The sequence below is a fragment of the Thermocatellispora tengchongensis genome (assembly GCF_014202315.1).
GTDB lineage: Bacteria > Actinomycetota > Actinomycetes > Streptosporangiales > Streptosporangiaceae > Thermocatellispora > Thermocatellispora tengchongensis.
Genome location: NZ_JACHGN010000007.1, coordinates 132,721 through 155,057 on the forward strand (window position 1 = coordinate 132,721; position 22,337 = coordinate 155,057).

Genomic DNA, 22,337 nt, shown 5'->3' on the forward strand with positions numbered 1-22,337 from the left:
GATATCCCGCGCACGGGGCTAGGAGCGCGACGGGACCGGCGTGGGGGCTTCCAGGGGCTCCGCGTGCCGAGAGGCCGCCGCGGTCGCGGTCTGGGCCAGCAGGGCGCCGGCGATCACGATCAGGCCGCCGACGATCTGGTACGGGCCCAGCGCCTCGCCCAGGAGGACCCAGGCGATCACCGCGCCCGCGATGACCTCGATCGAGGCGACGGTGGCGCCGACGGCGGCGGACAGGCGGCGTACGGCGGTCACGCCGGTGACGTACGCGATGACGGTGGCCACGACGATCAGCCAGAGGGCGGCGGCCAGGACCGGGAGGGTGTGGCCGCCGGCCGTGGCTGTGCCGGCGAACGCCTGCCAGTCGATGGCCCAGGGCCGCGACAGGGGGGCGAGGACCACGGCGGCGCCGAGGAGGCCCCAGGCGATCAGGCCGAGGGGGTCCATCTCGGCGCCGAAGGCGTCGCTGAGCAGGAAGTAGCCGGCGCAGCACGCGGCGGCGGCGACGGCCAGCAGCAGGCCCAGGGCGTCCAGGGTGAGGCCCTGCCAGACCTCCACGACGATGGCGAGGCCGACGACCGCGATCAGGGCGCCGATGAACGCCGAGCGGGGCAGGCGCACGCGGCGGACGAAGCGGACCCAGAGCACGACCAGCACCGGCGAGGTGTACTCGATCAGCAGCGTGACGCCGACCGGAAGCCGGGTGATGGCCTGGAAGAACAGCGCCTGCACCCCGGCCACGGCCACCACCGCGTACGCGGCGACGAACAGCAGCCGGCTGCGCGGGATGCGCAGGGCGCGGGGGCGTACCAGGGCGAGCACGGCCACCAGCAGCACGCCCGCACCGCCCATCCGCACCCAGACGGCCTCCAGCGGGGCCAGGCCGGCCGCGCCCAGGAACTTGGCCATCGGGCCGGAGAACGCGAAACACCAGGCGGACGTGATCGCGATGACCAGCCCGGCTCTCCCCATGCGACACCACCCGTAACGACCGTTAGATGGGTTTGATGCTGTCACACCGGGTCAGGTCCGTGCAATACCACGCAGCTCGCCGGGGTTCCGGCGCCGGCCGTGTCGCCGCCCCCTGGTGGACAGCCCCCTGGGGGACAGCACTGCCGCCCGAAAAAGTGACACTCAGGCGGCGGCCGGTCGTCGGCGGGCGCGGGAGCTGTGCGTAGTCTGCAAATGTGAGGATCTTTATCGCCAGGCTGGCCGGCACTCCGGTGTTCGACCCGGCCGGGGACCAGATCGGGCGCACGCGCGACGTGGTCGTCGGGCTGCGCGCGACCGGCACGCCCCGGGTCCACGGCATGGTGATCGAGATGCAGCCGCGGCGGCGGGTGTTCCTGCCGATCACCCGGGTGAAGAGCATCGAGGCGGGCGCGATCATCTTCACCGGCAAGATCAACACTCGCCGGTTCGAGCAGCGGGCGACCGAGACACTGGTGATCGGCGAGATGCTGGACCTGACCGTGCGGGCGGGCGGCGAACAGGTGACGGTCCTCGACCTGGCCATGGAGGAGATCCGCCCGTCCGACTGGCGGATCACGAAGGTCGCGGTGCTGCGCGGCGCCCCCGGCCCCAGGCTGCGCCGGCGCGGCGAGACGCACATCCTCGACTGGGCCGAGGTCAGCGGGTTCGACGTGGTGCAGCGCGACCAGGGGGCGGCCAACCTGCTGGCCGCCTTCGACTCGCTGCGCGCCGCCGACCTCGCCAGCGCCCTGCACGGCCTGCCCGGCAAGCGCCGGGTCGAGGTCGCCGCCGCGCTCGACGACGAGCGGCTGGCCGACGTGCTGGAGGAGCTGCCCGAGAGCGACCAGATCGACATCCTGGGCAAACTCAACGCCGACCGCGCCGCCGACGTCCTGGCCGCGATGAGCCCCGACGACGCCACCGACCTGCTGCAGGACCTGCCGCCCGCGCAGGCCGAGGCGCTGCTCACCCTGATGGAGCCGCGCGAGGCCGAGCCGGTGCGCCGGCTGCTCACCTACCCCGAGGACACCGCGGGCGGCATCATGACCACCGAGCCGGTCATCCTGCCGCCGACCGCCACCGTGGCCGAGGCGCTGGCGCACGTGCGCCAGCAGGACATCATCCCGGCCGTGGCCGCCCAGGTGTACGTCACCCGGCCGCCCACCGAGACCCCGACCGGGCGCTACCTCGGGGTCGCGCACTTCCAGCGGCTGCTGCGCGACCCGCCCTCCACGCTGCTGGGCGGGGTGCTCGACCCCTCGATCGACCCGATCAAGCCCGACCTGCCGCTGCCGGAGGTGACGTCGTACCTGGCGACGTACAACCTGGTGGCGGCGCCGGTGGTGGACGAGATCGGCCGCCTGGTCGGCGCGGTGACCGTGGACGACGTGCTGGACCACCTGCTCCCCGAGGACTGGCGCGAGCGAGCGCTGCCCGAGGGCGAAGTGGAGGGACGCGCCCGTGGCTGACCGGCTCGATCGCCTGGACCAGCCCAGGCAGCCGCGGTTCACGGTGCGCCCGTACGACCCGGAGCGCTTCGGCAAGCTGGCCGAGCGGATCGCCCGGTTCATCGGCACGGCCCGCTTCCTGGTCTACATGACCGTGTTCATCGCGGTGTGGGTGCTGTGGAACGCCTTCGCCCCGGCTGCGTGGCGGTTCGACCCCTATCCGTTCATCTTCCTGACGCTGGTCCTCTCGCTCCAGGCGTCGTACGCCGCGCCGCTGATCCTGCTGGCGCAGAACCGGCAGGACGACCGCGACCGGGTGCAGTACGAGCAGGACCGGCTGATCGCCGAGCGGAACCAGGCCGAGACCGAGTACCTCACCCGGGAGATCGCCGGGCTGCGCATCGCGCTCGGCGAGGTGGCCACCCGCGACTACCTGCGCGGCGAACTGCAACGCCTGCTTGAGGAACTGGACGAGCGCGGCAGAACCGGCTCACCGCCGAGCTAGCAGGGCTGTCCGGGCCGGCCGGGCCGGCCGCTCTGTTCGTCCTCGGGCAGCAGCTTGGCCAGCATCGCGGCGACCTGGCGCAGCTCGGTGGCGTCCAGGACGTCCAGGATCTGGGCCCTGATCCCGCTCAGGTAGGTCGGCGTGGCCTCGGCAAGGCGGGCCGCGCCGGCGTCGGTCAGCACCGCGAACAGCCCGCGCGCGTCGTCGGCGCACGCCTCGCGGGCCACCAGCCCGTCGCGCTGGAGCCGGTCGATCAGCCGGGTCAGGCCGCTGCGCGACAGCAGGACCCGCTCGGCCAGGTCGTTCATGCGCAGCCGCCGCCCCGGCGCCTCGGCCAGCCGGCTGAGCACGTCGTAGGAGGCCAGGGCGAGGTCGTGGGCCACGAGCAGGTCGGTCTCCAGCACCCGCGTGACGCGGACCTGAAGGCGCTGGAGCATCCGCCAGACCGCGAGCTCCTCGGGGCTGATGCTCTCGCGCGGCTGCGCGCCACCGGTCGTCACGGTCACATCGCGAGTCTAGAACGTTGCACGCGCATGGACCTAGGGCGACGCGGTCAAACGCCGCCTGCCGTTCTGCATACCGCCCCAGGGTTCATACCATGGACGCATGGCACCTACCCCGGAACAGGTGAAGGCGGCGCTGGCCACGGTCAACGACCCTGAGATCCGTCGCCCCATCACCGAACTCGACATGGTCAAGGGCGTCGACATCTCCCCGGACGGGATGGTGCGTGTGGGGGTCTACCTCACGGTGGCCGGCTGTCCGATGCGCGACACGATCACCCGTGACGTCAAGGCGGCGGTCGGCCGGCTCGACGGCGTGCGCGACGTGAGCGTCGAGATGGACGTCATGAGCACCGAGCAGCGCAAGGCGCTGCAGACCCGGCTGCGCGGCGACCGCGGCCCGGAGAAGGAGATCCCCTTCGCCAAGCCCGGCTCGCTCACCCGCGTGTTCGCGGTGGCCAGCGGCAAGGGCGGCGTGGGCAAGTCCTCGGTCACGGTCAACCTCGCGGCGAGCATGGCCGCGAAGGGGCTCAAGGTCGGCGTGGTCGATGCCGACATCTACGGGCACTCGGTGCCGCGCATGCTCGGCGTGAGCGAGCGGCCCACCAAGGTCGAAGACATGATCATGCCGCCGGTCGCCCACGACATCAAGGTGATCTCGGTGGGCATGTTCAAGCCGCCGGGCAACACCGCGGTCGTCTGGCGCGGTCCGATGCTCGACCGGGCCCTGCACCAGTTCCTCGCCGACGTCTACTGGGGCGACCTCGACGTGCTGCTGATGGACCTGCCCCCGGGCACCGGCGACATCGCCATCTCGGTGGCGCAGCGCATGCCGACCGCCGAGATCCTGGTGGTCACCACGCCGCAGCAGGCCGCCGCCGAGGTGGCCGAGCGGGCCGGCTCCATCGCTGCCCAGACCCACCAGCAGATCGCGGGCGTGATCGAGAACATGGCCTGGCTGCCCTGCCCCCACTGCGACGAGCGCATCGCCGTCTTCGGCGAGGGCGGCGGCCAGACCGTCGCCGACGCGCTCACCCGCACCCTCGGCGCCCGCGTCCCGCTGCTCGGTCAGGTGCCGATCGACATGCGCCTGCGCGAAGGCGGCGACGAGGGCAAGCCGCTGGTGCTGACCGACCCCGACTCCCCGGCCGCGGCCGAGCTACGCCGCATCGCCGACGGCCTGAGCAAGAAGTCCTCCAGCCTCAAGGGCCTGCACCTGAACCTGTCGCCCGTCGGCCGCTGACGGCCGCCCCAAGCGAAGAGCGCCCCGGGTTCCTGAGTGACCGGGGGCGCTCTTTACATGTGCCACGACCCGCGATGCGCCCAAGCTCGCGCATTGCGCAGCAATCGCAATAAGCTACGTGGCTTCGGTGTCGTACGGTGGGATCTCGCCGTAGCCCAGTTCCGGGATCGGCTCGGGGTCGGTGGCGACGCTGCCGTTGAGCACCTCGCGGTTGTGGGCGCGGGAGGTGTCGTTCCAGTCGTCCTCAAGGTCGTCGAGCAGGTGCTTGCGCACGAACGTCTTGGGGTTGAGGTCGGCCGGGTCGAAGTTGGCGAACTCCGGGCCGAGCCCCGCCTGCAGGTCGGCCTTGGCGCTGTTGGCCATGCGCCGGAGCTGGCGCAGCGTACGCCCCGCCTGCGCCGCCGCCTGGGGCAGTTTCTCCGGGCCGAAGACGAGCAGGGCGATCACCACGAGCGCCACGACCTCAAACCAGCCGAGTCCGAACACCGGGATCTCCTACCGCGAACTATGGGACCGCTCGTCCGGTACGGCCCTCACCGCTCCCAGACTAATGGCCGCATCCCGTGCTGTGCTCAACGGACGGGCCCCCGCATCGCGGGGGCCCGGCGTGACGATCAGGACGGTTGCGGGGTCGGGACGGGGCTGGCCTCGACGGTTACCGTGGTGGTCAGCTCCTGGCCACCGCGGCGGTACTTCACGGTCAGCTTGTCGCCCGGGGCCTTGCTCCGGATCAGCACGATCAGCTCCCGGCTGTCCTGCACCGCCGTGCCGTTCAGCTCCAGGATGATGTCACCCGGCTTGAGCCCCGCCTTGTCGGCCGGGCCGCCCGGCTCGACCGGGTTGGTGCCCTGCTGGGCCTGCGAGGCGATCCGCACGCCCTCGCCCTGGTACTCGGGGTCGATGCTGATGCCGATCCGCGAGGTGCGGGCGCTGCCGGTCGTGATCAGGTCCTCGACCACGCGGCGGGCGTGGTTGATCGGGATGGCGAAGCCGAGGCCGATGCTGCCGCCCTGCTCCTCGGTGGTCTGGCTCACCGTGGCGATCGCGGAGTTGACCCCGATCACCTGGCCGGCGCTGTCGACCAGCGGGCCGCCCGAGTTGCCGGGGTTGATCGCGGCGTCGGTCTGGATCGCGTTGATGTAGCTGGTGTCCATCAGGCCGGCCTCGCCGCCCGCGACGACCGGCCGGTTCAGCGAGCTGACGATGCCGGTGGTCACCGTGCCGGACAGGCCGAGCGGCGAGCCGATCGCGATCACCGGGTCGCCGACCACGACGCTGTCGGAGTTGCCCAGCGCGATCTCCGGGGCGCCGAAGGTCTCCTCCGGCTTCACCACGGCCAGGTCGGACTCGGGGTCGCGGCCGACGATGCGGCCCTCGGTGGTCTTGCGGTTGTTGAAGTGGATCGTGATGGTCCCGCCCTGCGCGGCCGGCGCGACCACGTGGTTGTTGGTGACGATGTAGCCGCCCTTGATCACGAACCCGGAACCGCCGGTGCCGCCCCGGCCGCCGCCTTCGACGTCCAGCGAGACCACGCTGGGCAGGACCTTGTTGGCCACCCCGGCGACAGACTCGGGGGCCCGGTTCACCGAGCCGCTGGGCGCGGCGCCCAGGCTGTAGGACGGGTCGGTGCCCGTGCCGCTGCCCTCGCGGGTCAGCATGTACGTGCTCACGCTGGCGATCGTCGAGGCGACCAGCGCGATGACCAGCCCGAGCAACACCAGCACGCCGAGCCTCGGCCCCCGCCTGATCGGGCTGTCGGCCGCGAACTGCGCGGCGCCGCCCGGACCGCCCGGCCCGCCCGGGACTCCGGGGGCTCCGAGGGCTCCGGGGATTCCGGGCCCGCTGGAGCCGGGGGCCGCACCCGGCGGCGGGGCCCAGCCCGGACCCATGCCGGTGGCCGTCGCCGGCGGGGGCGGGGCCGCGGGCACGGGGCCGGTCATCGGCTGGATCGCCGTCGGGTAGACCCGGGTGTCGCCGTTGCCGCGCCGCCCGTCGTCGCGGCCGTCGTCATGCCGGCCGCTCTCGGGCCGGCCGTCGTCGCCGATACCGCCCGAGCCGATACCGCCCGACCGGAACTCGCCGGCACCCCCGAGGCCGCCGAGGTCGTCGGGCCAGGCGACGTCGTCCAGCCGGCCGCCGCGATCGGCGCCGCCGATCCCGGCGCGGGCGCGGTAGGCCGCGTCGCCGCCGGCGGGCAGGAACTCCGGCCGGGGTGGCCTGCGCTCCTCACCGCCGTTCTCGCGGGCCTGCTCCTCCGGGCGATCAGGCTCGTGCAAGTCCGACGGCACGCGGAGTTCACCCTCCCAAGTGGTCTGGGTGCGCCTCTCGTCGGTCATCGCTTTCTCACCACTCCTCGGCTCATCGCCCGCCACTGATCGCGGTAACACGCCAATTGTCGCGGCGGTGACATACGAGAGATGTAAAGGGGGTCGTTACTCTCCGAAGGGGTTGACCCAGGCGAGAAGACGTGCCGCGCCGAGCGCCATCCGGGCCCACAGGCCGGGCTCGCGCTCGTGCGGGAACGCGGCGATCGCGGCGTCCACCACCTCGGCCGGTGCGTCGGCCAGGACGGTGTAGACCTGTCCCCCACTTGCCCAGATCGCCTCCTGCCCCTGTGCCTGCCCCGATGAGTCACGGGTCCAGATCGTATGCCCAGCGCGGACGTGAGCATGCCACCCCGTCAGATGCTCCTCGTCCAGGTGACCTGGTTGGATAAACACCGACACTACCGACAAGCCATCCGAATAGCCGAGATATACGTAAGGTCCGGTTGTCCGGTCGCCCTCCATCTCGCCCGCCGTGAACAGCTCGAACCTGCCGGGCAGGGTCTCGGCGAACCGCCAGCCGTGCCGCCGCAGCGTGTCGAGCGTGGCGGCGTCGGGGACCTCGGCGGCGGGGCCGGCGGGCGTGGCCAGGACGCCGGAGCGGGCCGTGGCGGCCGGAAGGTGCGGGTGCGGGATGGCCACGTCGGTGAAGGCGTCGTCGCGGCTGACCCGGCCGTGGGCGTCCATGATCTCCCGGCGCAGCACCAGCCGGGTGGCGTCGTCCAGCCAGAAGCGGGCGGCCGTGGTGCCGTCGTCGCGCAGCGCCAGCACGATCCGGGCGCTCCTGCCGCACACGGTGCCGCCGCCCGCGGTCACGATGTCGTAGTTTCGGGCGAGTACGTCCAGCATGCCCTCGTGCGGGGCCGCCAGGCCCCCCGCGAGCGAGCCCGGGTCGATCCCGGTGCTCCAGGTCCCCCCGCCGCCCGCCGCCCGCGTACGGACGCTCAGGCCCGCGCCGGCGGTGTTGCGCACCTCCAGCGTGGCCGAGACCGTGCCGGCGCCGGTCGCCATCGTGACCGACCTCACCCCGGAGTACTCCTGAGTGCGCCCCGCCACCGCGGCCTGGCGCAGCAGCTCCAGCCCGCCGTCCTCACGGGCCCCGCCGTCGTTGCGGGGCATGTCGGTACGGGGCGCGGCGGGAGCCGGGGCGGCGGTCAGCACGACCATGCCCAGCAGCACCACGGCCGCCAGGACCACGGCGTGGGGCAGCCGTGTCACCGGGTCCGCTGCGCGGGGCCGGACGTGCCGAACGGCGAAGAGGTGGGCGTCGGGGTCGGCGTCGGCGTGGGCGCCGACGGGCCGTGGTCCTTCTGGATCCAGCCGGCGCCGCCGTACGGGACGGTGGTCTTGTGCTGGTTGGCGAACTTCTCCATCTGCGGCACCACCGCCGGCGTGGTGGGCAGCCCGCCGACCACGAACATCGTGCCGAACGCCACCGCCGCCGAGGCCATGCCGACCGCGACGTACCCCGCCTTGCGGGCCCGGCCGCCCCGGCTCTTGGCCCGGCCGCGGGGCCGGTTGTCGGGCGGCGCGATGCCGTGCATCGCCGGGATCGGCACCCCGCCGAAGGTGCGCTGCGCGTCGGGGAACGGCCGTACGCGGGGCGGCAGCGGGCCGCCCGGCTCGGCCATGCGCAGCAGCGACATGGTGAGGTCGGCGGGCATCGCCGGCCCGTCGAGCGACCTCAGCCTGCTCTTCAGCGCCCGCATCGACTCGACCTCCGCCCGGCAGTCGGCGCAGAAGGTCAGGTGCGCGAGCGCCCGCTCGCGCTCGCCGTGGCTCAGTTCGCCGTCCACGAGCGCGGAGACACGCTCTCCAAGATGACTCATGCCAGCTCCTCGCCCATCGGCTCGTCCTGGCCTTCGCCATAGCCGCGCTCGGTCACGGTGTCGCGCTGTGTCATGATCCCCTCCCCGCTCGTCATCGCCGGGGGGAGAGCTCCGCCGCGTGGCGCCCGATGCTCCAGCGCCTCGCGCAACTGGGCACGGCCGCGGTGGATCCGGCTGCGGACCGTGCCCAGCTTCACGCCGAGCGTGGCCGCGATCTCTTCGTAGGACAGCCCTTCGATGTCGCACAGCACCACGGCGGCCCGGAACTCCGGGGCCAGCGCGTCGAGCGCGGCCTGGATGTCGGGTTCGAGGTGCGTGTCGTCGTACGCCTGCGCGGGCGAGGGCTCGCGCCCGCGCAGCCGCTCGGCCGCGTCGTCGGCCAGCCCCTCGAACTTGATCCGCTGCCTGCGCCGCGCCATGTCCAGGAACAGGTTCGTGGTGATGCGGTGCAGCCAGCCCTCGAAGGTGCCGGGCGTGTAGTTGGACAAAGACCGGAACACCCGGACGAAGACCTCTTGAGTGAGGTCTTCGGCGTCATGGACGTTCCCGGTCAGCCTGTAGGCGAGCCGGTACACCCGCGCCGAGTGTGTCCGGACGACCTCCTCCCACGTGGGAGGGGTCCATTCGGACACGGGAGTTTCCGCCTGGTGGTCGTCCACCAGCGCTCCTCTCTCCGGGACCACCGCTATCGCCATAGTGCCTGGTTTCGCCCCTTCGTGCGTACGGACTTCCGTGTGATCCGGCAAAGGCCGCTTAAACCGTGCAACGCACCGGGCACCACATGAGTTCCCGATCCGGCTTCCCTCCCCTAGGCTGCGACCAGCGAGTCAAACAGTGCGTACGGCGAAAAGCAGGGAGGAGAGGCCAATGGACTCGGCGGCAAGTCCGGTGGAGGCCACTCTGGCCTATGCCGAGGAGTTCCACCCCGAGGACGAGATCCTGCGGGCGGCGCGGGCCCGCGGAGTCGAGGTGGGAGCCACGCCGATCCAGCCCGGAGTGGGTGCGGCGCTCTGCTTCCTCGCCACCGCGATCACCGCCAAGTCGGTGGTCGAGGTCGGCACCGGATGCGGCGTCTCGGGGTTGTGGCTGCTGCGCGGCATGCGCCCCGACGGCACGCTGACCAGCGTGGACGTCGAGCCCGAGCACCAGCGCCTGGCCCGCCAGGCGTTCTCGCAGGCCGGCTTCGCCGGCGGCCGCACCCGGCTGATCACCGGCCGGGCCCTGGACGTGCTGCCCCGCCTGTCCGACGGCGGCTACGACCTGGTCTTCGCCGACGCCGCCAAGCAGGAGTACGCCGACTACCTGGCCGAGGCGGTGCGCCTGCTGCGCGTGGGCGGCATCGTGGCCTTCGACAACGCGCTGTGGCACGACCGCGTCGCCGACCCCTCCCGGCGCGACCCCGACACCGTGGCGATCAGGGAGCTGGGCAAGCTGATCCGCGCCGACGACCGGCTGCGCCCGCTGCTCATCCCGCTGGGCGACGGCCTGCTCACCGCGATCAAGATCGCGGCGTAGCGCCCCGGCTCAGCCCTCGGTGAGCCAGGACAGCAGCAGCCGTACGCCGTAGCCGGTGGCGCCCTTGGTCAGCACGCCCTCGTCGCTGCCGCTGCGCCCCACGCCCGCGATGTCCAGATGGGCCCAGGGCCGCTTGCCGGTGAACTCGCGCAGGAACAGGGCCGCGGTGATCGAGCCCGCGCCGTACGTGGAGCCGGACTCGACGTTGGCCAGGTCGGCGACCGACGACTCCAGCGCCGGGGCGTACTCCTCGACGAGTGGCATTCGCCACAGCCGGTCGCCGCTGCGGTCGCCCGCGGCCAGCAGCGCCGCCGCCAGGTCGTCGTCGGTGGCGTACACGGCGCCGACGTCGTTGCCCAGGGCCACCCGGACCGCCCCGGTGAGGGTGGCGATGTCCACCATCACGTCGGGGTCGAGCTCGGCGTCGGCGTACGCGAGGGCGTCGGCCAGCACCAGCCGTCCCTCGGCGTCGGTGTTGAGCACCTCGACCGTACGCCCGCCGTACTGCGTGATCACGTCGCTGGGCCGCTGCGCCGAACCCGAGGGCATGTTCTCGGCCGAGGCGACCAGCCCGGTGACCCGCGCCCGCACGCCCAGCTCGCGCAGCACGCCCAGCACCGCGATCACCACCGCGCCGCCCGCCATGTCGGTCTTCTGCAGCTTCATGTTCTCGGTCGGCTTGAGGGACAGGCCGCCGCTGTCGAACGTGATGCCCTTGCCCACCAGCACGATGTGCCGGCCGTCGGGGTCGTCGGGCTCGTAGGAGAGCTGGATCAGCCGCGGCGGGCGCGGCGAGCCCTTGCCGACCGCGATCAGGCCGCCGAAGCCGCCCGCCCGCAGCTCGTGCTCGTCCCAGACCCGCACCGGCACGCCCTGCTCGGCGGCCCGCTCGGCCAGCCACTGCGGGTGCTTCACCGACGACGGCATGTTCGCCAGATCGCGCGCCAGCCCCACCGCGCGGGCGAAGACCTCGCCCCGCCGCACCTCACCGGCGTCGGCGCCGGCGAACTCGATCGACCGGACCGCCTTCGACGGCTGCTCGCCCATCGAGAACGAGTAGGAGGCCAGCAGCGCGCCCTCGACCAGCGGCGCGGCCTGGACGCCCTCGGGGAGCACCACGGTCAGCGCCTCGCGGCTCCTGGCCCGCCGGGCGAGCGCCGCGCCCGCCTTGCGCAGCGCGGCCTGGCCGCGGTCGCCGACGCCGTAGCACAGCAGCCGCCCCACCTCCTCGCCGCGGGCGAAGGGGGTCTCCACGATCTCGCCCGGGTCGCCCTTGGCCTGGTGGGCGGGGAGCAGCCCCGCCAGCGGCACCGGAGGTTCGAGATCCCCGGGCACGGCCGGCGTCAGATCCCGGTCGAACGGCACGGCCACCAGGGTCGCGCCGGGTCGGGGCCGATCGGTCACGGTGATCGAGGTCTCGATGGGCACCTGCTGCAACTCCTTCTCGACATCCACATACGACGGCCCCGGCGCGGACACCCCCTCCGGGGTCCGGCGGCCAGGGCCGTCGCACACGTCTATGGGGCCGCGCTCACCGGGACGCCGCCACTCCGGGCCCGCGCCACCGGCCCGGCCTGGCTCGCGCCCGCGAGCCTCGCCTCGCGAGGGGACGCGAGGGATCGACGGCCCGGGTCAGCCGACGACGTTCTTCAGCGCGTCCCCGAGTGCGCTCGCCTCGTCGGCAGAGAGTTCCACGACCAGCCGGCCGCCACCCTCCAGGGGGACCCGCATGACAATGCCCCGTCCTTCCTTGGTGACCTCCAGCGGACCATCGCCGGTCCGCGGCTTCATCGCCGCCATGCGTGCATCCCTTCTAGCCTTGGGCCGCGGTTGCGATTCTCGGCCCCCCGGTTATGGGCGGCCGACGCATTCACGTCTTCTGTGATGTCCTATTATCCCGCCTCCCGGCGGCTACCGGGTAACGATCTCCTCCCAGAATGCGTTGTAGGGCCCCCTTCAGACGGCCAAACTGGACTGCGTGAACGCCCGCGCCGCGTTATTCGACCTCTACGGCGACCACCTTCGTTCCCGCGGAGGACGCGCCTCGGTGGCCGCGCTCGTACGGCTGCTCGCGCCCCTGGACATCGCCGCACCGGCGGTGCGCACGGCGATATCGCGCATGGTCCGCCAGGGCTGGCTGGCGCCGGTCAGGCTGCCGGCCGGCCCGGGTTACGCGGTCACCCCCAAGTGCGTGAGCCGCCTGGACGAGACCGCACTGAGAATTTACCGAGCCGGTAGGATCACCTGGTCCGAACGCTGGCACATGATCGTCCTGGAGCCCGTGCGCGAGCGCCCCAAGCGCGAACGCCTGCGCGCCGACCTGGCCTTCCTCGGCTACGCGCCGCTCTCCGAGGCCACCTGGATCGGGCCCAGGCCCTCCCCCGAGCTGAACACGCTGCTCGCCGCCGAGCAGGTGCGCGCCGACCGTTTCGAGGCCGTCCTCGACGGCGACCCCCGCGAGCTGGTCGCCCGCGCCTGGGACCTGGCCGGCATCGGCCGGGCGTACGAGTCGTGGCTGGCCCAGGCGGCCGAGCTCATCGACGGCCTGCCCGACGACGCCCCGGACGATCGTGTGTTCGCGGTGAGGAGCAGACTGGTCCACGGGTGGCGCAACTTCCTGTTCCGTGACCCGGGGCTTCCCGCCGAGCTGCTGCCGCCAGGCTGGCCGGGTGAGAAGGCCAGGGCCTACTTCGAGCAGGAGGCCGCCCGCCTGCTGCCCGCCGCCGCGGCCTTCGTGGACCGCACCCTCGCCGACCTGTGACCTGATCCGACCGCATCCGGAAAGGACCGACCGTGAGCGCCCGTTACGTACGGCACGACGTCACCGACCACATCGCCACGATCACCCTCGACCGTCCCGACTCGATGAACTCGCTGATCGCGGAGATGAAGGTGGAGCTGCGCGACGCGCTGGAGCGGGCCGCGGCCGACGACGACGTACGGGCGGTGCTGCTCACGGGGTCGGGCCGCGCCTTCTGCGCCGGCCAGGACCTGCGCCAGCACGCGGAGAACCTGGAGGCCGGCCGGGGCCTGGACGACACCGTGCGCCAGCACTACAACCCGATCGTGCGCGCGATCACCGAGATGGGCAAGCCGGTGGTGGCCGCGGTCAACGGGGTGGCGGCCGGTGCGGGGGCCGCGCTGGCCTTCGCCTGCGACCTGCGCGTCGCCGCCGACACCGCGAAGTTCGCCATGGCCTTCACCGGCATCGGCCTGGCCCCCGACTCGGGCGCGTCGTGGACCCTGCAGCGCCTGGTGGGCCCCGCGGCGGCGGCCGAGATGCTCCTGCTCGGCGAGCCGGTCACCGCCGCCCGCGCACTGGAACTCGGCCTGGTCACCCGGGTCGTGCCCGCCGGCGAGCTGCCCAAGGCCGCCCACGAACTGGCCGCGCGCCTGGCCGAGGGCCCCACGCGCGCGTACGCGGCGACGAAGCGGGCGCTGTCGTACGCGTCCTGGCACAGCCTGGCCCAGACCCTGGACCTGGAGGCCGACCTCCAGGACGCATGCGCCGCGACCGACGACCACTTGTCGGCGACCAGGGCATTCCTCGCCAAAGAACGCCCCACGTTCAAAGGCCACTAACAAACCCAGAAAACGGCTAAGCCGAAATCTCCCGCCGCACCCAGCAGTCGGCGATGTGGTCATTCACCAGCCCGATGGCCTGCATCAACGCATATGCCGTAGTGGGCCCGACAAACCGGAACCCACGCCGTTTCAACTCCTTGGCCAGCGCTTTCGACCCCGCGGTCTGCGCCGGCACGTCGGCCGCCGTGGCCGGCACCGGCGCCCCGGGATCGGCATACCGCCACACCAGCTCCGACAGCCCCTCGGGCACCTCCATGGCCACCCGGGCGTTGGCGATGGCCGTCTCGATCTTGGCCCGGTTGCGCACGATCCCGGCGTCGAGCAGCAGCCGCTCCACATCCTCCTCGGTGTAGGCCGCCACCGCCGGAATGGAGAACCCGGAGAACGCCTTACGGAAGTTCTCCCGCTTCCGCAGGATTACCAACCACGACAACCCGGATTGGAACGCTTCAAGGGTCATTCGCTCAAAAACCCCATCATCCCCCCGAACCGGACGCCCCCACTCCTCGTCATGGTAAGCAACATAATCCGGAGCAGAATTCGCCCATCCACACCGAATCCGCGTATCCCCCAAATCGCCCATATCTCCCCAAACCCCATTCCTGACCAACCCAGCCACCCTACGCCCTCCCACCGACACTCCACCCCCACTCCCCGCCCGCCGCCTTCACCGGCCCTGGCCCGGGGGGCGTACGACCCCAGCCCGCACCGGACCCGCCAGGGCCCTCCGGTAAGGGCCCGAGCCCACGATGAGAGCAGGGCCGTGATGCTGCCAACGCACGCCTCACGCGTTCGCACGCGCCCGCCAGCCCTCTTGGAGCGCGCTTCGCACGCGCCTGAACGCGTCTGAACGCGTCTGCCCGTGCCCGTCCGTGGTCGCGCGGAGGGCCGAGCGGTCGGGGCCTGCGCCACCCCCGCCCGCCGCATGCGGCCACGGCGCCCGCCCTCGCCCGCCCAGCGGCCCTTCGAAGGGCGGGCGGCACGCGACCGCACGTCTCTCCTCGCGTCTGCCCGCGCCCGCACGCGGTCGCGCGGAGGGCCGAGCGGTCGGGGCCTGCGCCACCTCCGCCCGCCGCATGCGGCCACGGCGCCCGCCCTCGCCCGCCCAGCGGCCCTTCGAAGGGCGGGCGGCACGCGACCGCACGTCTCTCCTCGCGTCTGCCCACGCCCGCACGCGGTCGCGCGGAGGGCCGAGCGGCTGGGGTCCGCCCGCCACCCCTGACCTGCCGCATGCGGCCCCGGTGGAGGGGGCGGCGGGCCCGTTGGCGCCGCGTGGACCGGCCCCGGCGAAGGGGAGAACGCCGGGGCCGGTCGATCGGGTGGGTGGGCGGGGGTGCGCGCCCACGGCTTCATGTCGCGATGGTCAGAACTTGGTGGCCGTGATGAGCAGGGCCAGGCACATCTCGTCGCTGGTCCCGTCGCCCCACACGACGTAGCGGGGCGGGAGGGGTTTGAGTTCGGGCAGTTTGGACCGCAGGGACGCGTCGTGGGTGCAGCTCACCCGTACGATGTCGCCGGCGTCGAGGCGGAGGGGGCGGGGCAGGCGCTGGGGCGACTGGTCGTCGAAGTTGTACGACCGCTGGTGGAGGAGTGTCCGTTCGCCCGGTGTGCCCGGGTTGAGGTCCACCTTGATGGAGCGGCCGAGCAGGTGCATGTGCGGCCCGACCGCGTACAGCAGGACCGGGTCGCGTACCGGGATGTCGCAGTGCTGGGTGGGGCCGGGGGCCGGGACGGCGCCCTTGTTGCACAGCGTGTTCAGTTGCTCGATCATGTCTCGCGCCTGCGGGCCGGTGCGCTTGACCAGGTCGTCGATCGCCTTGCCGCGCTCGCACAGGGGGCCCGACTCCTCGGCGGTGCACGGCAGCTCGACCGGCGCCGGCAGCAGCAGGCCCTTCAGCGGGGTCACGTCCGCGGTGCCCGGCATGAGGCGCAGGCGGATGGAGGACTGATCGGTCGGGCCCGGCGCTCCGCCGGTGGTCAGCAGGCTGTAGTGCACCTGGAGCACGATCAGGCTGCCGGGCTCCACTCTGTAGCCGGCGGGGTCGCCGAGCAGGGTCTCGTTGTGGCCGGGCGACCAGCCGCCGATGTAGGTCTCGCTGGAGGCCTCGCCGCCGTGCATCCCCACGCCCTGGGAGAGCCCGGTGCCGCCGAAACACTGCCAGCCGTCGCCCTCGTCCGCGGCGTCCACGCTCCTGGCGTGCTCCACCCCGGAGGGGTCGAGCCGCGACAGGATGGCGTGATGCATGAGTTCCTGGTTCTGCGGCAGGACCTGGGTGCCCGTGATGTAGACGGCCTCGTCGAACTGTGGGTCGATCAGGAAGCACCGGTAGTCGTCCATGCCCCCCTGTGGGGGTGTGGGCCGGTACGGCCGCTCCAAGCCGACCTGCTTGAACCACTCGCCGCTGCGTAACGGGGCGGCGGGCGGCGGCGGGCCGCCGTGCACGTGGCCGCCGCTCGCCGCGCGGGCGGCCCCGGCCGCGCTCGTGGTGTTCTGGTCCGCCACCGGCGACGCCCCGCACGCGACCACGGTGAGCGACGCCAACGCGATGGCTGCAAGATGTCTGAACCTCATTCTTCGACCATAGGCACGCAGCGTCGCCACACCGTCACGCATCCGTCACCGGGGCGTCGCCCCATGCTGGGCGGGGGCGGCGATCATCCCGGGGCTCGCCGGCGTGTGGGCCACGCAGGCTTGATCTCCACGGGCGGGTGCGGGCGTGTGCCGTTGTGCGCGCCTACGGTCCTGGGATGGGGCCCAACGCGGCCGGCCCGGAGCGCCACGGGCGCCGGGGCGTGGTGGTAGCGGGGGTGGGCGACGGCCTACCGGACGGGCGGGACGCCGGAGCCCTTGCGGATCGTGCGCTACAGGGGCTTGCGGGAGTCTGCCGGTTCCTCGGCGTCCTTGGCCTCCGCGGCGTCCTCGGCCTGCTTGGCGTCCTCGATGTGCTCCGCGTCCTCGGTGTCCTTGGCGTCCTTGGCGTCCTTGCCGTCCTCGGTGTCCTTGGGGGACTCCTCGCGGGCCTCGTAGGGCGGGTGGTGGCCGTGGGAGGGGGTGGGGTCGCCGGATTCGGGGAGGGTGGGGAGGTCGGGAGGGCCTTGGGGCTCGTGGTCGGTACGGGGCCGGTGGGCGGGGCGGGTGGGGGTGGCCTGGGCCTCCTGGCGGGCGTAGAGGCGGCTGGCCAGGAGTTCGGTGACCCGCTGCTCCAGGACGGCGATCTTGGTGTCTCGGGCGCTGATCGCTCCGGCGGCGCGGCGCAGGGTCTCATCGACGCTCTGCGTGTGGTAGCCGACGAGGCTCACGGGCAGTTGCAGGGCCATGAAGTCCACCGCGGCGAGCTGACCGGCGTCGGGCAGGTCGAGCGGGGGCACGTCGGGGGGGAACTCGGTGAGCTCACCGCCGCGGCCCATGGCGACCAGCACCACGCCGGCCACGATGGCCAGGGCGGCTAGGGCGAGTACGACCAGCACATACGAATCGTGCCACAACTCCCCACCGGGGGGCGTTGGTGTCGGGAGGCTCGCGTACGATCGCGGGCATGGAGGCCCTGGTTGTCGGCATGTCGGAGCTGGTCGATCCGGAGTGGGCCGAGGCGCGCTCGATCGCGGAGGTCGAACGTTTCGTGCAGGCGGGGCGGGTCGTCGTCGTCACCCCGCTGGAACTGGCCGGGCCCGTGGCCGAGGGTGACGAGGAGGCGGCGGAGGTCGCGGCGGCGTCCGTCTGCGCCTGGCTGGGGGCGCGGGTGTTCCGCACCCGCAGGCCCGACCGGCTGCGGCAGGCGGTGCAGATGACGCAGACCATCGCCGGGCGGCGTCCGCCGACCCTCACCCGGCGCGGGCTGGCCTGAGCGGGCGCTACTCCGCTTCGGCCTGCTCGGCCACGCTGGGGGTGAGGGGGCGGGCCGGCGACTCCAGGTGGGTCATGGCCTCATCGACCGTCGTGGTCCACGTGATGGCGTCGAAGACGTGGGGGCGGGTGAAGCCCTCGTCGTACATGCCGGAGATCAGCTCGCGCAGCGGGCCGTACAGGCCCCACGGGTCGAGCACGACCAGCGGACGCTCGTGGATGCCGAGCACCCGGCCGCTCCAGATCTCGAACAGCTCCTCCAGCGTGCCGATGCCGCCGGGCAGCACGAGGAAGGCGTCGGAGCGCGCGTCCATGACGCCCTTGCGCTCGCGCATGTCGGCGGTGACGATCAGCTCGTCGGACTCCTCGTCGGCGACCTCGATGTCCACCAGGACCCGCGGGATCACCCCGATCGTACGTCCCCCGCCGGCGCGGCAGGCCCGCGCCACCGCGCCCATGCAGGAGATCTTGGCTCCGCCGCTGACCAGGGAGTGGCCCCGGCGCGCGAGCTCCGCGCCCACCTCGGCCGCCAGGTCGAGATACTTCTGATCGATCTTCTGACTGGATGCACAGTAGACGCAGACGAACACGCCGACAGCCTAGTGCGCCGGCGCGGGCGGGGCCGCGGCGGGCGTCACTGGGCGTCGGCGACCGTGTTGGCGACGGCCTGCTCCTCCTCGGCGAGGCGGCCGGCGCGGAGCCGGTCGGCGTCGGCGATGATCTTCACGGTCTCGGCCACGTCGTCGGTGACCGAGATCAGGTCCAGGTCGTGCGGGGAGATCTTGCCGGTGGCCTGGAGCGTGTCGCGGATCCAGTCGACCATGCCGCTCCAGAAGCGCGTGCCCACCAGTACGACGGGGAAGGAGGTCACCTTCTTGGTCTGCACCAGGGTCAGCGCCTCGAACAGCTCGTCCAGCGTGCCGAAGCCGCCGGGCAGGGCGACGAAGCCGCAGGCGTACTTGACGAACATGGTCTTGCGCACGAAGAAGTAGCGGAACTCTATGCCGAGGTCTACGTAGTCGTTCATCCGCTGCTCGAAGGGCAGCTCGATGCCGAGCCCGACGGAGACGCCGCCGGCCTCCTTGGCGCCCCGGTTGGCGGCCTCCATGCAGCCGGGGCCGCCGCCGGTGATGACGGCGTATCCGGCCTCGGCCAGGGCCCGGCCGACGGCCACGCCGGTCTCGTACTCGGGCGAGTCGGTGGGGGTGCGGGCGGAGCCGAACACCGTGACCGCCGGGGGAAGCTCGGCGAGCTGACCGAAGCCTTCGACGAACTCCGCCTGGATGCGCATCACCCGCCAGGGGTCCATGTGCAGCCACTCGGCCGGGCCCTGCCGGTCGAGCAGCCTCTGGTCGTAGGTGGAGTCTCGGACGAAGTCGCCGCGGACCAGCGACTGGCCCTGGCGACGCTCGCGACGGTTCTGTTTCATGCGCTTCACGCTAACCAACCGGGGGCCCGAAGTGGTGAACGGCCGCCGTCCGGGCCGCACCGATCCGGCGAAGCCCAGGTCAGGACGGGTGCGGGGGCTCGGAGGAGCCCTGGCAAAGAATCTTGAAAAATCTCCGGGAACCCACGGAACCGGAAATCGCCGAGGCTGCGTCTAAGAGGCGAGGGTGCTGCTCGGGACTGAAAGTGGCTTTCCCCGCCAAATGGCCGGCGAGGAAAGCCACTTTCAATGTGTACCGGCGCCCGTGGGGCCTCACAGGGCCAGCCAGTCGAGCATCGCGCGCTCGCAGGCGAAGATCTTTTCCAGCGAGACGTACTCGTCCTTCTGGTGCGCCAGGTTCGGGTCGCCGGGGCCGAAATTGACCGCGGGGATGCCCAGCGTGGAGAACAGGGCGACGTCGGTCCAGCCCAGCTTGGCCCGGGGCGTGCCGCCCACGGCGGCGGTGAAGGCCGCCGCGGCGGGGTGGGTCAGGCCGGGCCTGGCGCCCGGGGCGCCGTCGGTGAAGCGTACGTCGTAGCCCGCGAACACCTCGCTCACGTGCTTCCGCGCCGCCTCCAGGTCCAGGTCGGGGGCGAAGCGGTAGTTGACCGTGACCACGCACTCGTCGGGGATCACGTTGCCCGCCACCCCGCCGCGCACCCACACCGCGTTCAGCCCCTCGCGGTACTCCAGCCCGTCCACGACCGGCCGCCGCGCCTGGTAGGAGTTGAGCGTCTCCAGGATCGGCTGGATGGCGTGGATGGCGTTGACGCCGAACCAGGACCTGGCGCTGTGGGCGCGGGTGCCGCGAGAGATGATCTCGGCGCGCAGGGTGCCCTGGCAGCCGCCCTCGATCAGCCCGTCGGTGGGCTCCATCAGCACCGCGAAATCGCCGCGCAGCCACTCGGGGTGGTTGCGGCTGAGCCGGAGCAGCCCGTTGCGCTCGGCCTCGATCTCCTCGCAGTCGTAGAAGATGTAGGTCAGGTCGCGGTTGGGCTCGGTCAGCGTGGCGGCCAGCTTCAGCGCGACCGCCACGGCGCTCTTCATGTCGGAGGTGCCGCAGCCGTAGAGCCGGTCGCCGTCCACCCGGCTCGGCAGGTTGCCGGCCACGGGCACGGTGTCGATGTGCCCGGCGAGCACCACCCGCTCGCGGCGGCCCAGGCGGGTGCGGGCCACCACCGCGTTGCCGTCGCGGGTGACGTCGAGGTGGCCGCAGTCGCGCAGCGCCCCCTCGATCAGGTCGGCGAGCTCGCGCTCCTGCCCGCTGACCGACTCGATGTCCACGATCCGGGCCGCGAGCGCGCCGACGTCGCGCGCCAGATCCAGCCGCATGTCCTCGCGCCGCCCGTCAGGCGTTGACGCCGTGCTGGCGCAGCACGTCGTTCAGCTCGGCCTTGTCGTGCCGCTGCCCCTCCTCCAGCCGCTTCAGGACCAGCACGCAGGGCAGGCCGAAGGTGCCGCCGGGGAACTCCTTCTGCCGGGTGCCGCCCACGGCCACGCACCAGTCGGGGATGCGGCCCCGGCTGATCTCCTCGCCGGTCTGGACGTCGATGACCGGCATCGAGGCCGACAGGATCGTGCCCGCGCCGACGACCGCGCCCTTGCCGACCCGCGCGCCCTCGACGATCATCGAGCGGCTGCCGATCAGCGCCTCGTCCTCGATCACGACCGGGACCGCGTTCGGGGGCTCCAGCACCCCGCCGATGCCCACGCCGCCGGACAGGTGCACGTTCTTGCCGATCTGGGCGCAGGAGCCGACCGTGGCCCAGGTGTCCACCATGGTGCCGGAGTCGACGTACGCGCCGATGTTGGTGTAGGAGGGCATCAGCACCACGCCGGGCGCGAGGTAGGAGCCCCAGCGGGCGATGCCGCCGGGCACCACGCGCACCCCGTCGAGGGTGGTCTTGAGCGGGATGCGGTCGTGGTGGTGGAAGTCGCCGACCTGCGACCTGGTCATGCCCAGGACCCGGAAGCTGAGCAGGATCGCGCGCTTGGCGCGCTCGTCCACGACCACCTCGCCGGTGGCCTCGTCCACGAAGGCGACCCGCGCCTTGCCGGTGTCGAGCAGATCGACGGCGCCGACGACGATGCCGCGCGCCTCGACGTCGTCGGGGCTGAGGTCCGCGCGGCGCTCCCACAGCTCGTCGATGGCGGCCGGCAGCGGACTGGAAAAGCTCTGGCTCATGGGACGGAGCTTAGTGAACGTTCCTCGATCACACGTCACGGGGCGCGGGCCCCGCCTCACCCGCGCGGCTACCTTGCCGATACATTGGCGCGTACGGCGTCCGCACGCCGGTAGGTTCTTTGCGTGCGCAGGCGATTCTCCCGTACGACCGTCACGATCACGGCGATCGTCGTCGTGCTGGCCGTCCTGATCGGTTTCGGTGTGTACAAGCTGTTGCAGAGCGCCACCACCTACACCGCCGGGGAACGCTGCCAGGTCACCACGCCGCGGGGCACGATCAACCTGGAGATCGAGCAGGCCGAGATCACGGCCACGATCGCGGCGGTGGCCGAGCGCCGCCGGTTGCCCATGCGGGCGGTGGTGATCGCGCTGGCGACCGGGTTACAGGAGTCCAAGCTGCGCAACCTGCCCTTCGGCGACCGCGACTCGCTGGGGATCTTCCAGCAGCGGCCCTCGCAGGGCTGGGGCGAGCCCGAGCAGCTTCTCGACCCCGTCTACGCCACCAACCGGTTCTTCGCGGCCCTGGTGAAGGTCAAGGGCTACCGGACGATGCCGTTGCACGAGGCGGCGCAGGCCGTGCAGCTCTCGGCCGACGGCACGGCGTACGCGCAGCACGAGGGCGACGCCACGATCCTGGCGGAGGCGTTCACCGGGCGGGTGCCCAAGGCGGTGCACTGCTGGTTCCCGCCGCCGGAGGACGAGACCCCGGCGCCGCCGCAGCCCGACAAGGCCCGGCGCGAGCTGGTGCGGGCGCTCGGCGCCACCGCGTACAACGACGGCAAGATCAGCGCCCGCTCGTCGCGGCGCGGCTGGCTGATCGCGGCGTGGTCGGTGGCCCACGCCCAGGAGTACGGCCTGCGCCGGGTGCGCTACGCGGGCCTGGCCTGGTCGGCCGACGGCGGCCAGGACGGCTGGCTGGACGACGCCGAGGCGACCCCCAGGCACGTGCAGATCACCTGAG

General features: G+C 72.5%; 24 protein-coding genes. 8 read left to right on the forward strand and 16 right to left on the reverse strand.

Annotated elements, in window-relative coordinates; translation table 11 throughout:
* Positions 1-18: 18 nt before the first annotated feature.
* Positions 19-969 carry an EamA family transporter gene (locus HNP84_RS17825; protein ID WP_185050865.1) on the reverse strand — a complete coding sequence of 317 codons (951 nt, stop codon included), beginning with the start codon at positions 967-969 and terminating at the stop codon, positions 19-21.
* 215 nt (positions 970-1,184) lie between these two features.
* On the opposite strand from HNP84_RS17825, the gene HNP84_RS17830 reads away from it, so the two are divergent.
* Together HNP84_RS17830 and HNP84_RS17835 are read left to right on the forward strand one after the other, a co-directional pair.
* A complete protein-coding gene (locus HNP84_RS17830) occupies positions 1,185-2,438 on the forward strand; it encodes a magnesium transporter MgtE N-terminal domain-containing protein (RefSeq protein WP_312925105.1) in 1,254 nt (417 codons plus the stop codon).
* Positions 2,431-2,922 carry a DUF1003 domain-containing protein gene (locus HNP84_RS17835; RefSeq protein WP_185050866.1) on the forward strand — a complete coding sequence of 164 codons (492 nt, stop codon included), beginning with the start codon at positions 2,431-2,433 and terminating at the stop codon, positions 2,920-2,922. Before HNP84_RS17830 ends, HNP84_RS17835 begins: the two co-directional genes overlap by 8 nt.
* Here HNP84_RS17835 and HNP84_RS17840 read toward each other — a convergent pair.
* Complete coding sequence (locus HNP84_RS17840; RefSeq protein ID WP_312925108.1) at positions 2,919-3,428, reverse strand: MarR family winged helix-turn-helix transcriptional regulator; 510 nt, start codon at positions 3,426-3,428, stop codon at positions 2,919-2,921. The two genes, HNP84_RS17835 and HNP84_RS17840, sit on opposite strands and share 4 nt — an antisense overlap.
* 100 nt (positions 3,429-3,528) lie before the next feature.
* Here HNP84_RS17840 and HNP84_RS17845 point away from each other — a divergent pair, with 100 nt between their 5' ends.
* Positions 3,529-4,668 carry an Mrp/NBP35 family ATP-binding protein gene (locus tag HNP84_RS17845; protein ID WP_185050867.1) on the forward strand — a complete coding sequence of 380 codons (1,140 nt, stop codon included), beginning with the start codon at positions 3,529-3,531 and terminating at the stop codon, positions 4,666-4,668.
* Positions 4,669-4,782: 114 nt separating this feature from the next.
* On the opposite strand, the gene HNP84_RS17850 is transcribed toward HNP84_RS17845, so the two are convergent.
* From HNP84_RS17850 to sigE, 5 genes are all read right to left on the reverse strand, one after another.
* Positions 4,783-5,154: a sec-independent translocase gene (locus HNP84_RS17850; RefSeq protein ID WP_185050868.1), complete on the reverse strand. Its 372-nt coding sequence runs from the start codon at positions 5,152-5,154 to the stop codon at positions 4,783-4,785.
* A gap of 128 nt (positions 5,155-5,282) precedes the next feature.
* Positions 5,283-6,956 carry a S1C family serine protease gene (locus HNP84_RS56100; protein ID WP_185050869.1) on the reverse strand — a complete coding sequence of 558 codons (1,674 nt, stop codon included), beginning with the start codon at positions 6,954-6,956 and terminating at the stop codon, positions 5,283-5,285.
* Between the two features lie 144 nt (positions 6,957-7,100).
* Positions 7,101-8,210, reverse strand: a complete 1,110-nt coding sequence (locus HNP84_RS17860; protein ID WP_185050870.1) for a sigma-E factor regulatory protein RseB domain-containing protein — start codon at positions 8,208-8,210, stop codon at positions 7,101-7,103.
* Entirely contained in the window at positions 8,207-8,821 is a 615-nt protein-coding gene (locus tag HNP84_RS17865; protein WP_185050871.1) for a zf-HC2 domain-containing protein, read from the reverse strand. Before HNP84_RS17865 ends, HNP84_RS17860 begins: the two co-directional genes overlap by 4 nt.
* Positions 8,818-9,516 carry an RNA polymerase sigma factor SigE gene (gene sigE, locus HNP84_RS17870; protein ID WP_246518307.1) on the reverse strand — a complete coding sequence of 233 codons (699 nt, stop codon included), beginning with the start codon at positions 9,514-9,516 and terminating at the stop codon, positions 8,818-8,820. Before sigE ends, HNP84_RS17865 begins: the two co-directional genes overlap by 4 nt.
* A gap of 172 nt (positions 9,517-9,688) precedes the next feature.
* Between sigE and HNP84_RS17875 the strand changes: the two genes are divergently transcribed.
* On the forward strand, positions 9,689-10,336 hold the full coding sequence (locus HNP84_RS17875; protein WP_185050872.1) for an O-methyltransferase: 648 nt from the start codon (positions 9,689-9,691) through the stop codon (positions 10,334-10,336).
* Between the two features lie 9 nt (positions 10,337-10,345).
* Here the strand turns inward: HNP84_RS17875 and HNP84_RS17880 are convergent, their stop codons facing one another.
* Together HNP84_RS17880 and HNP84_RS17885 are read right to left on the reverse strand one after the other, a co-directional pair.
* On the reverse strand, positions 10,346-11,764 hold the full coding sequence (locus tag HNP84_RS17880) for a leucyl aminopeptidase family protein (RefSeq protein ID WP_185050873.1): 1,419 nt from the start codon (positions 11,762-11,764) through the stop codon (positions 10,346-10,348).
* Between the two features lie 204 nt (positions 11,765-11,968).
* Positions 11,969-12,136 carry a DUF3117 domain-containing protein gene (locus tag HNP84_RS17885; protein ID WP_083502187.1) on the reverse strand — a complete coding sequence of 56 codons (168 nt, stop codon included), beginning with the start codon at positions 12,134-12,136 and terminating at the stop codon, positions 11,969-11,971.
* A 178-nt stretch (positions 12,137-12,314) separates the two neighbouring features.
* Here HNP84_RS17885 and HNP84_RS17890 point away from each other — a divergent pair, with 178 nt between their 5' ends.
* Together HNP84_RS17890 and HNP84_RS17895 are read left to right on the forward strand one after the other, a co-directional pair.
* Positions 12,315-13,097, forward strand: coding sequence for a PaaX family transcriptional regulator (locus HNP84_RS17890; protein WP_185050874.1), 783 nt, complete (start codon positions 12,315-12,317; stop codon positions 13,095-13,097).
* A 32-nt stretch (positions 13,098-13,129) separates the two neighbouring features.
* Entirely contained in the window at positions 13,130-13,918 is a 789-nt protein-coding gene (locus tag HNP84_RS17895; RefSeq protein WP_312925115.1) for an enoyl-CoA hydratase-related protein, read from the forward strand.
* 16 nt (positions 13,919-13,934) lie between these two features.
* Here HNP84_RS17895 and HNP84_RS17900 read toward each other — a convergent pair whose 3' ends face one another.
* From HNP84_RS17900 to HNP84_RS17910, 3 genes are all read right to left on the reverse strand, one after another.
* The gene (locus HNP84_RS17900) at positions 13,935-14,504 is read right to left on the reverse strand and encodes a DNA-3-methyladenine glycosylase I (protein WP_281396172.1); all 570 of its coding nucleotides are present in this window, start codon (positions 14,502-14,504) and stop codon (positions 13,935-13,937) included.
* A gap of 780 nt (positions 14,505-15,284) precedes the next feature.
* Positions 15,285-16,493 (reverse strand): monooxygenase, encoded by a 1,209-nt coding sequence (locus tag HNP84_RS17905; RefSeq protein ID WP_185050875.1) that lies wholly within the window; start codon positions 16,491-16,493, stop codon positions 15,285-15,287.
* Positions 16,494-16,783: 290 nt separating this feature from the next.
* Positions 16,784-17,389, reverse strand: a complete 606-nt coding sequence (locus tag HNP84_RS17910) for a hypothetical protein (protein WP_185050876.1) — start codon at positions 17,387-17,389, stop codon at positions 16,784-16,786.
* Positions 17,390-17,457: 68 nt separating this feature from the next.
* On the opposite strand from HNP84_RS17910, the gene HNP84_RS17915 reads away from it, so the two are divergent.
* Positions 17,458-17,766 (forward strand): hypothetical protein, encoded by a 309-nt coding sequence (locus HNP84_RS17915; protein WP_185050877.1) that lies wholly within the window; start codon positions 17,458-17,460, stop codon positions 17,764-17,766.
* A 7-nt stretch (positions 17,767-17,773) separates the two neighbouring features.
* Here the strand turns inward: HNP84_RS17915 and HNP84_RS17920 are convergent, their stop codons facing one another.
* The 4 genes from HNP84_RS17920 to HNP84_RS17935 all read right to left on the reverse strand — a co-directional run bounded on the left by HNP84_RS17920 (position 17,774) and on the right by HNP84_RS17935 (position 21,376).
* Complete coding sequence (locus HNP84_RS17920; protein WP_185050878.1) at positions 17,774-18,355, reverse strand: LOG family protein; 582 nt, start codon at positions 18,353-18,355, stop codon at positions 17,774-17,776.
* A 44-nt stretch (positions 18,356-18,399) separates the two neighbouring features.
* Positions 18,400-19,194, reverse strand: coding sequence for an LOG family protein (locus HNP84_RS17925; protein ID WP_185050879.1), 795 nt, complete (start codon positions 19,192-19,194; stop codon positions 18,400-18,402).
* A gap of 270 nt (positions 19,195-19,464) precedes the next feature.
* Positions 19,465-20,523: a succinyl-diaminopimelate desuccinylase gene (gene dapE, locus HNP84_RS17930; RefSeq protein ID WP_185050880.1), complete on the reverse strand. Its 1,059-nt coding sequence runs from the start codon at positions 20,521-20,523 to the stop codon at positions 19,465-19,467.
* Between the two features lie 16 nt (positions 20,524-20,539).
* Positions 20,540-21,376, reverse strand: a complete 837-nt coding sequence (locus HNP84_RS17935; RefSeq protein ID WP_185050881.1) for a 2,3,4,5-tetrahydropyridine-2,6-dicarboxylate N-succinyltransferase — start codon at positions 21,374-21,376, stop codon at positions 20,540-20,542.
* Positions 21,377-21,499: 123 nt separating this feature from the next.
* On the opposite strand from HNP84_RS17935, the gene HNP84_RS17940 reads away from it, so the two are divergent.
* Positions 21,500-22,336, forward strand: a complete 837-nt coding sequence (locus tag HNP84_RS17940; RefSeq protein ID WP_312925120.1) for a hypothetical protein — start codon at positions 21,500-21,502, stop codon at positions 22,334-22,336.
* Position 22,337 lies beyond the last annotated feature (1 nt).

Coding starts and splice junctions, on each gene's coding strand:
- HNP84_RS17825 (WP_185050865.1), bottom strand. CDS start 969: ATGGGGAGAGCCGGGCTGGTCATCGCGATCACGTCCGCCTGGTGTTTC.
- HNP84_RS17845 (WP_185050867.1), top strand. CDS start 3,529: ATGGCACCTACCCCGGAACAGGTGAAGGCGGCGCTGGCCACGGTCAAC.
- HNP84_RS17865 (WP_185050871.1), bottom strand. CDS start 8,821: ATGAGTCATCTTGGAGAGCGTGTCTCCGCGCTCGTGGACGGCGAACTG.
- sigE (WP_246518307.1), bottom strand. CDS start 9,516: ATGGCGATAGCGGTGGTCCCGGAGAGAGGAGCGCTGGTGGACGACCAC.
- HNP84_RS17875 (WP_185050872.1), top strand. CDS start 9,689: ATGGACTCGGCGGCAAGTCCGGTGGAGGCCACTCTGGCCTATGCCGAG.
- HNP84_RS17885 (WP_083502187.1), bottom strand. CDS start 12,136: ATGGCGGCGATGAAGCCGCGGACCGGCGATGGTCCGCTGGAGGTCACC.
- HNP84_RS17900 (WP_281396172.1), bottom strand. CDS start 14,504: ATGGGCGATTTGGGGGATACGCGGATTCGGTGTGGATGGGCGAATTCT.
- HNP84_RS17905 (WP_185050875.1), bottom strand. CDS start 16,493: ATGAGGTTCAGACATCTTGCAGCCATCGCGTTGGCGTCGCTCACCGTG.
- HNP84_RS17915 (WP_185050877.1), top strand. CDS start 17,458: ATGGAGGCCCTGGTTGTCGGCATGTCGGAGCTGGTCGATCCGGAGTGG.
- HNP84_RS17925 (WP_185050879.1), bottom strand. CDS start 19,194: ATGAAACAGAACCGTCGCGAGCGTCGCCAGGGCCAGTCGCTGGTCCGC.
- dapE (WP_185050880.1), bottom strand. CDS start 20,523: ATGCGGCTGGATCTGGCGCGCGACGTCGGCGCGCTCGCGGCCCGGATC.
- HNP84_RS17935 (WP_185050881.1), bottom strand. CDS start 21,376: ATGAGCCAGAGCTTTTCCAGTCCGCTGCCGGCCGCCATCGACGAGCTG.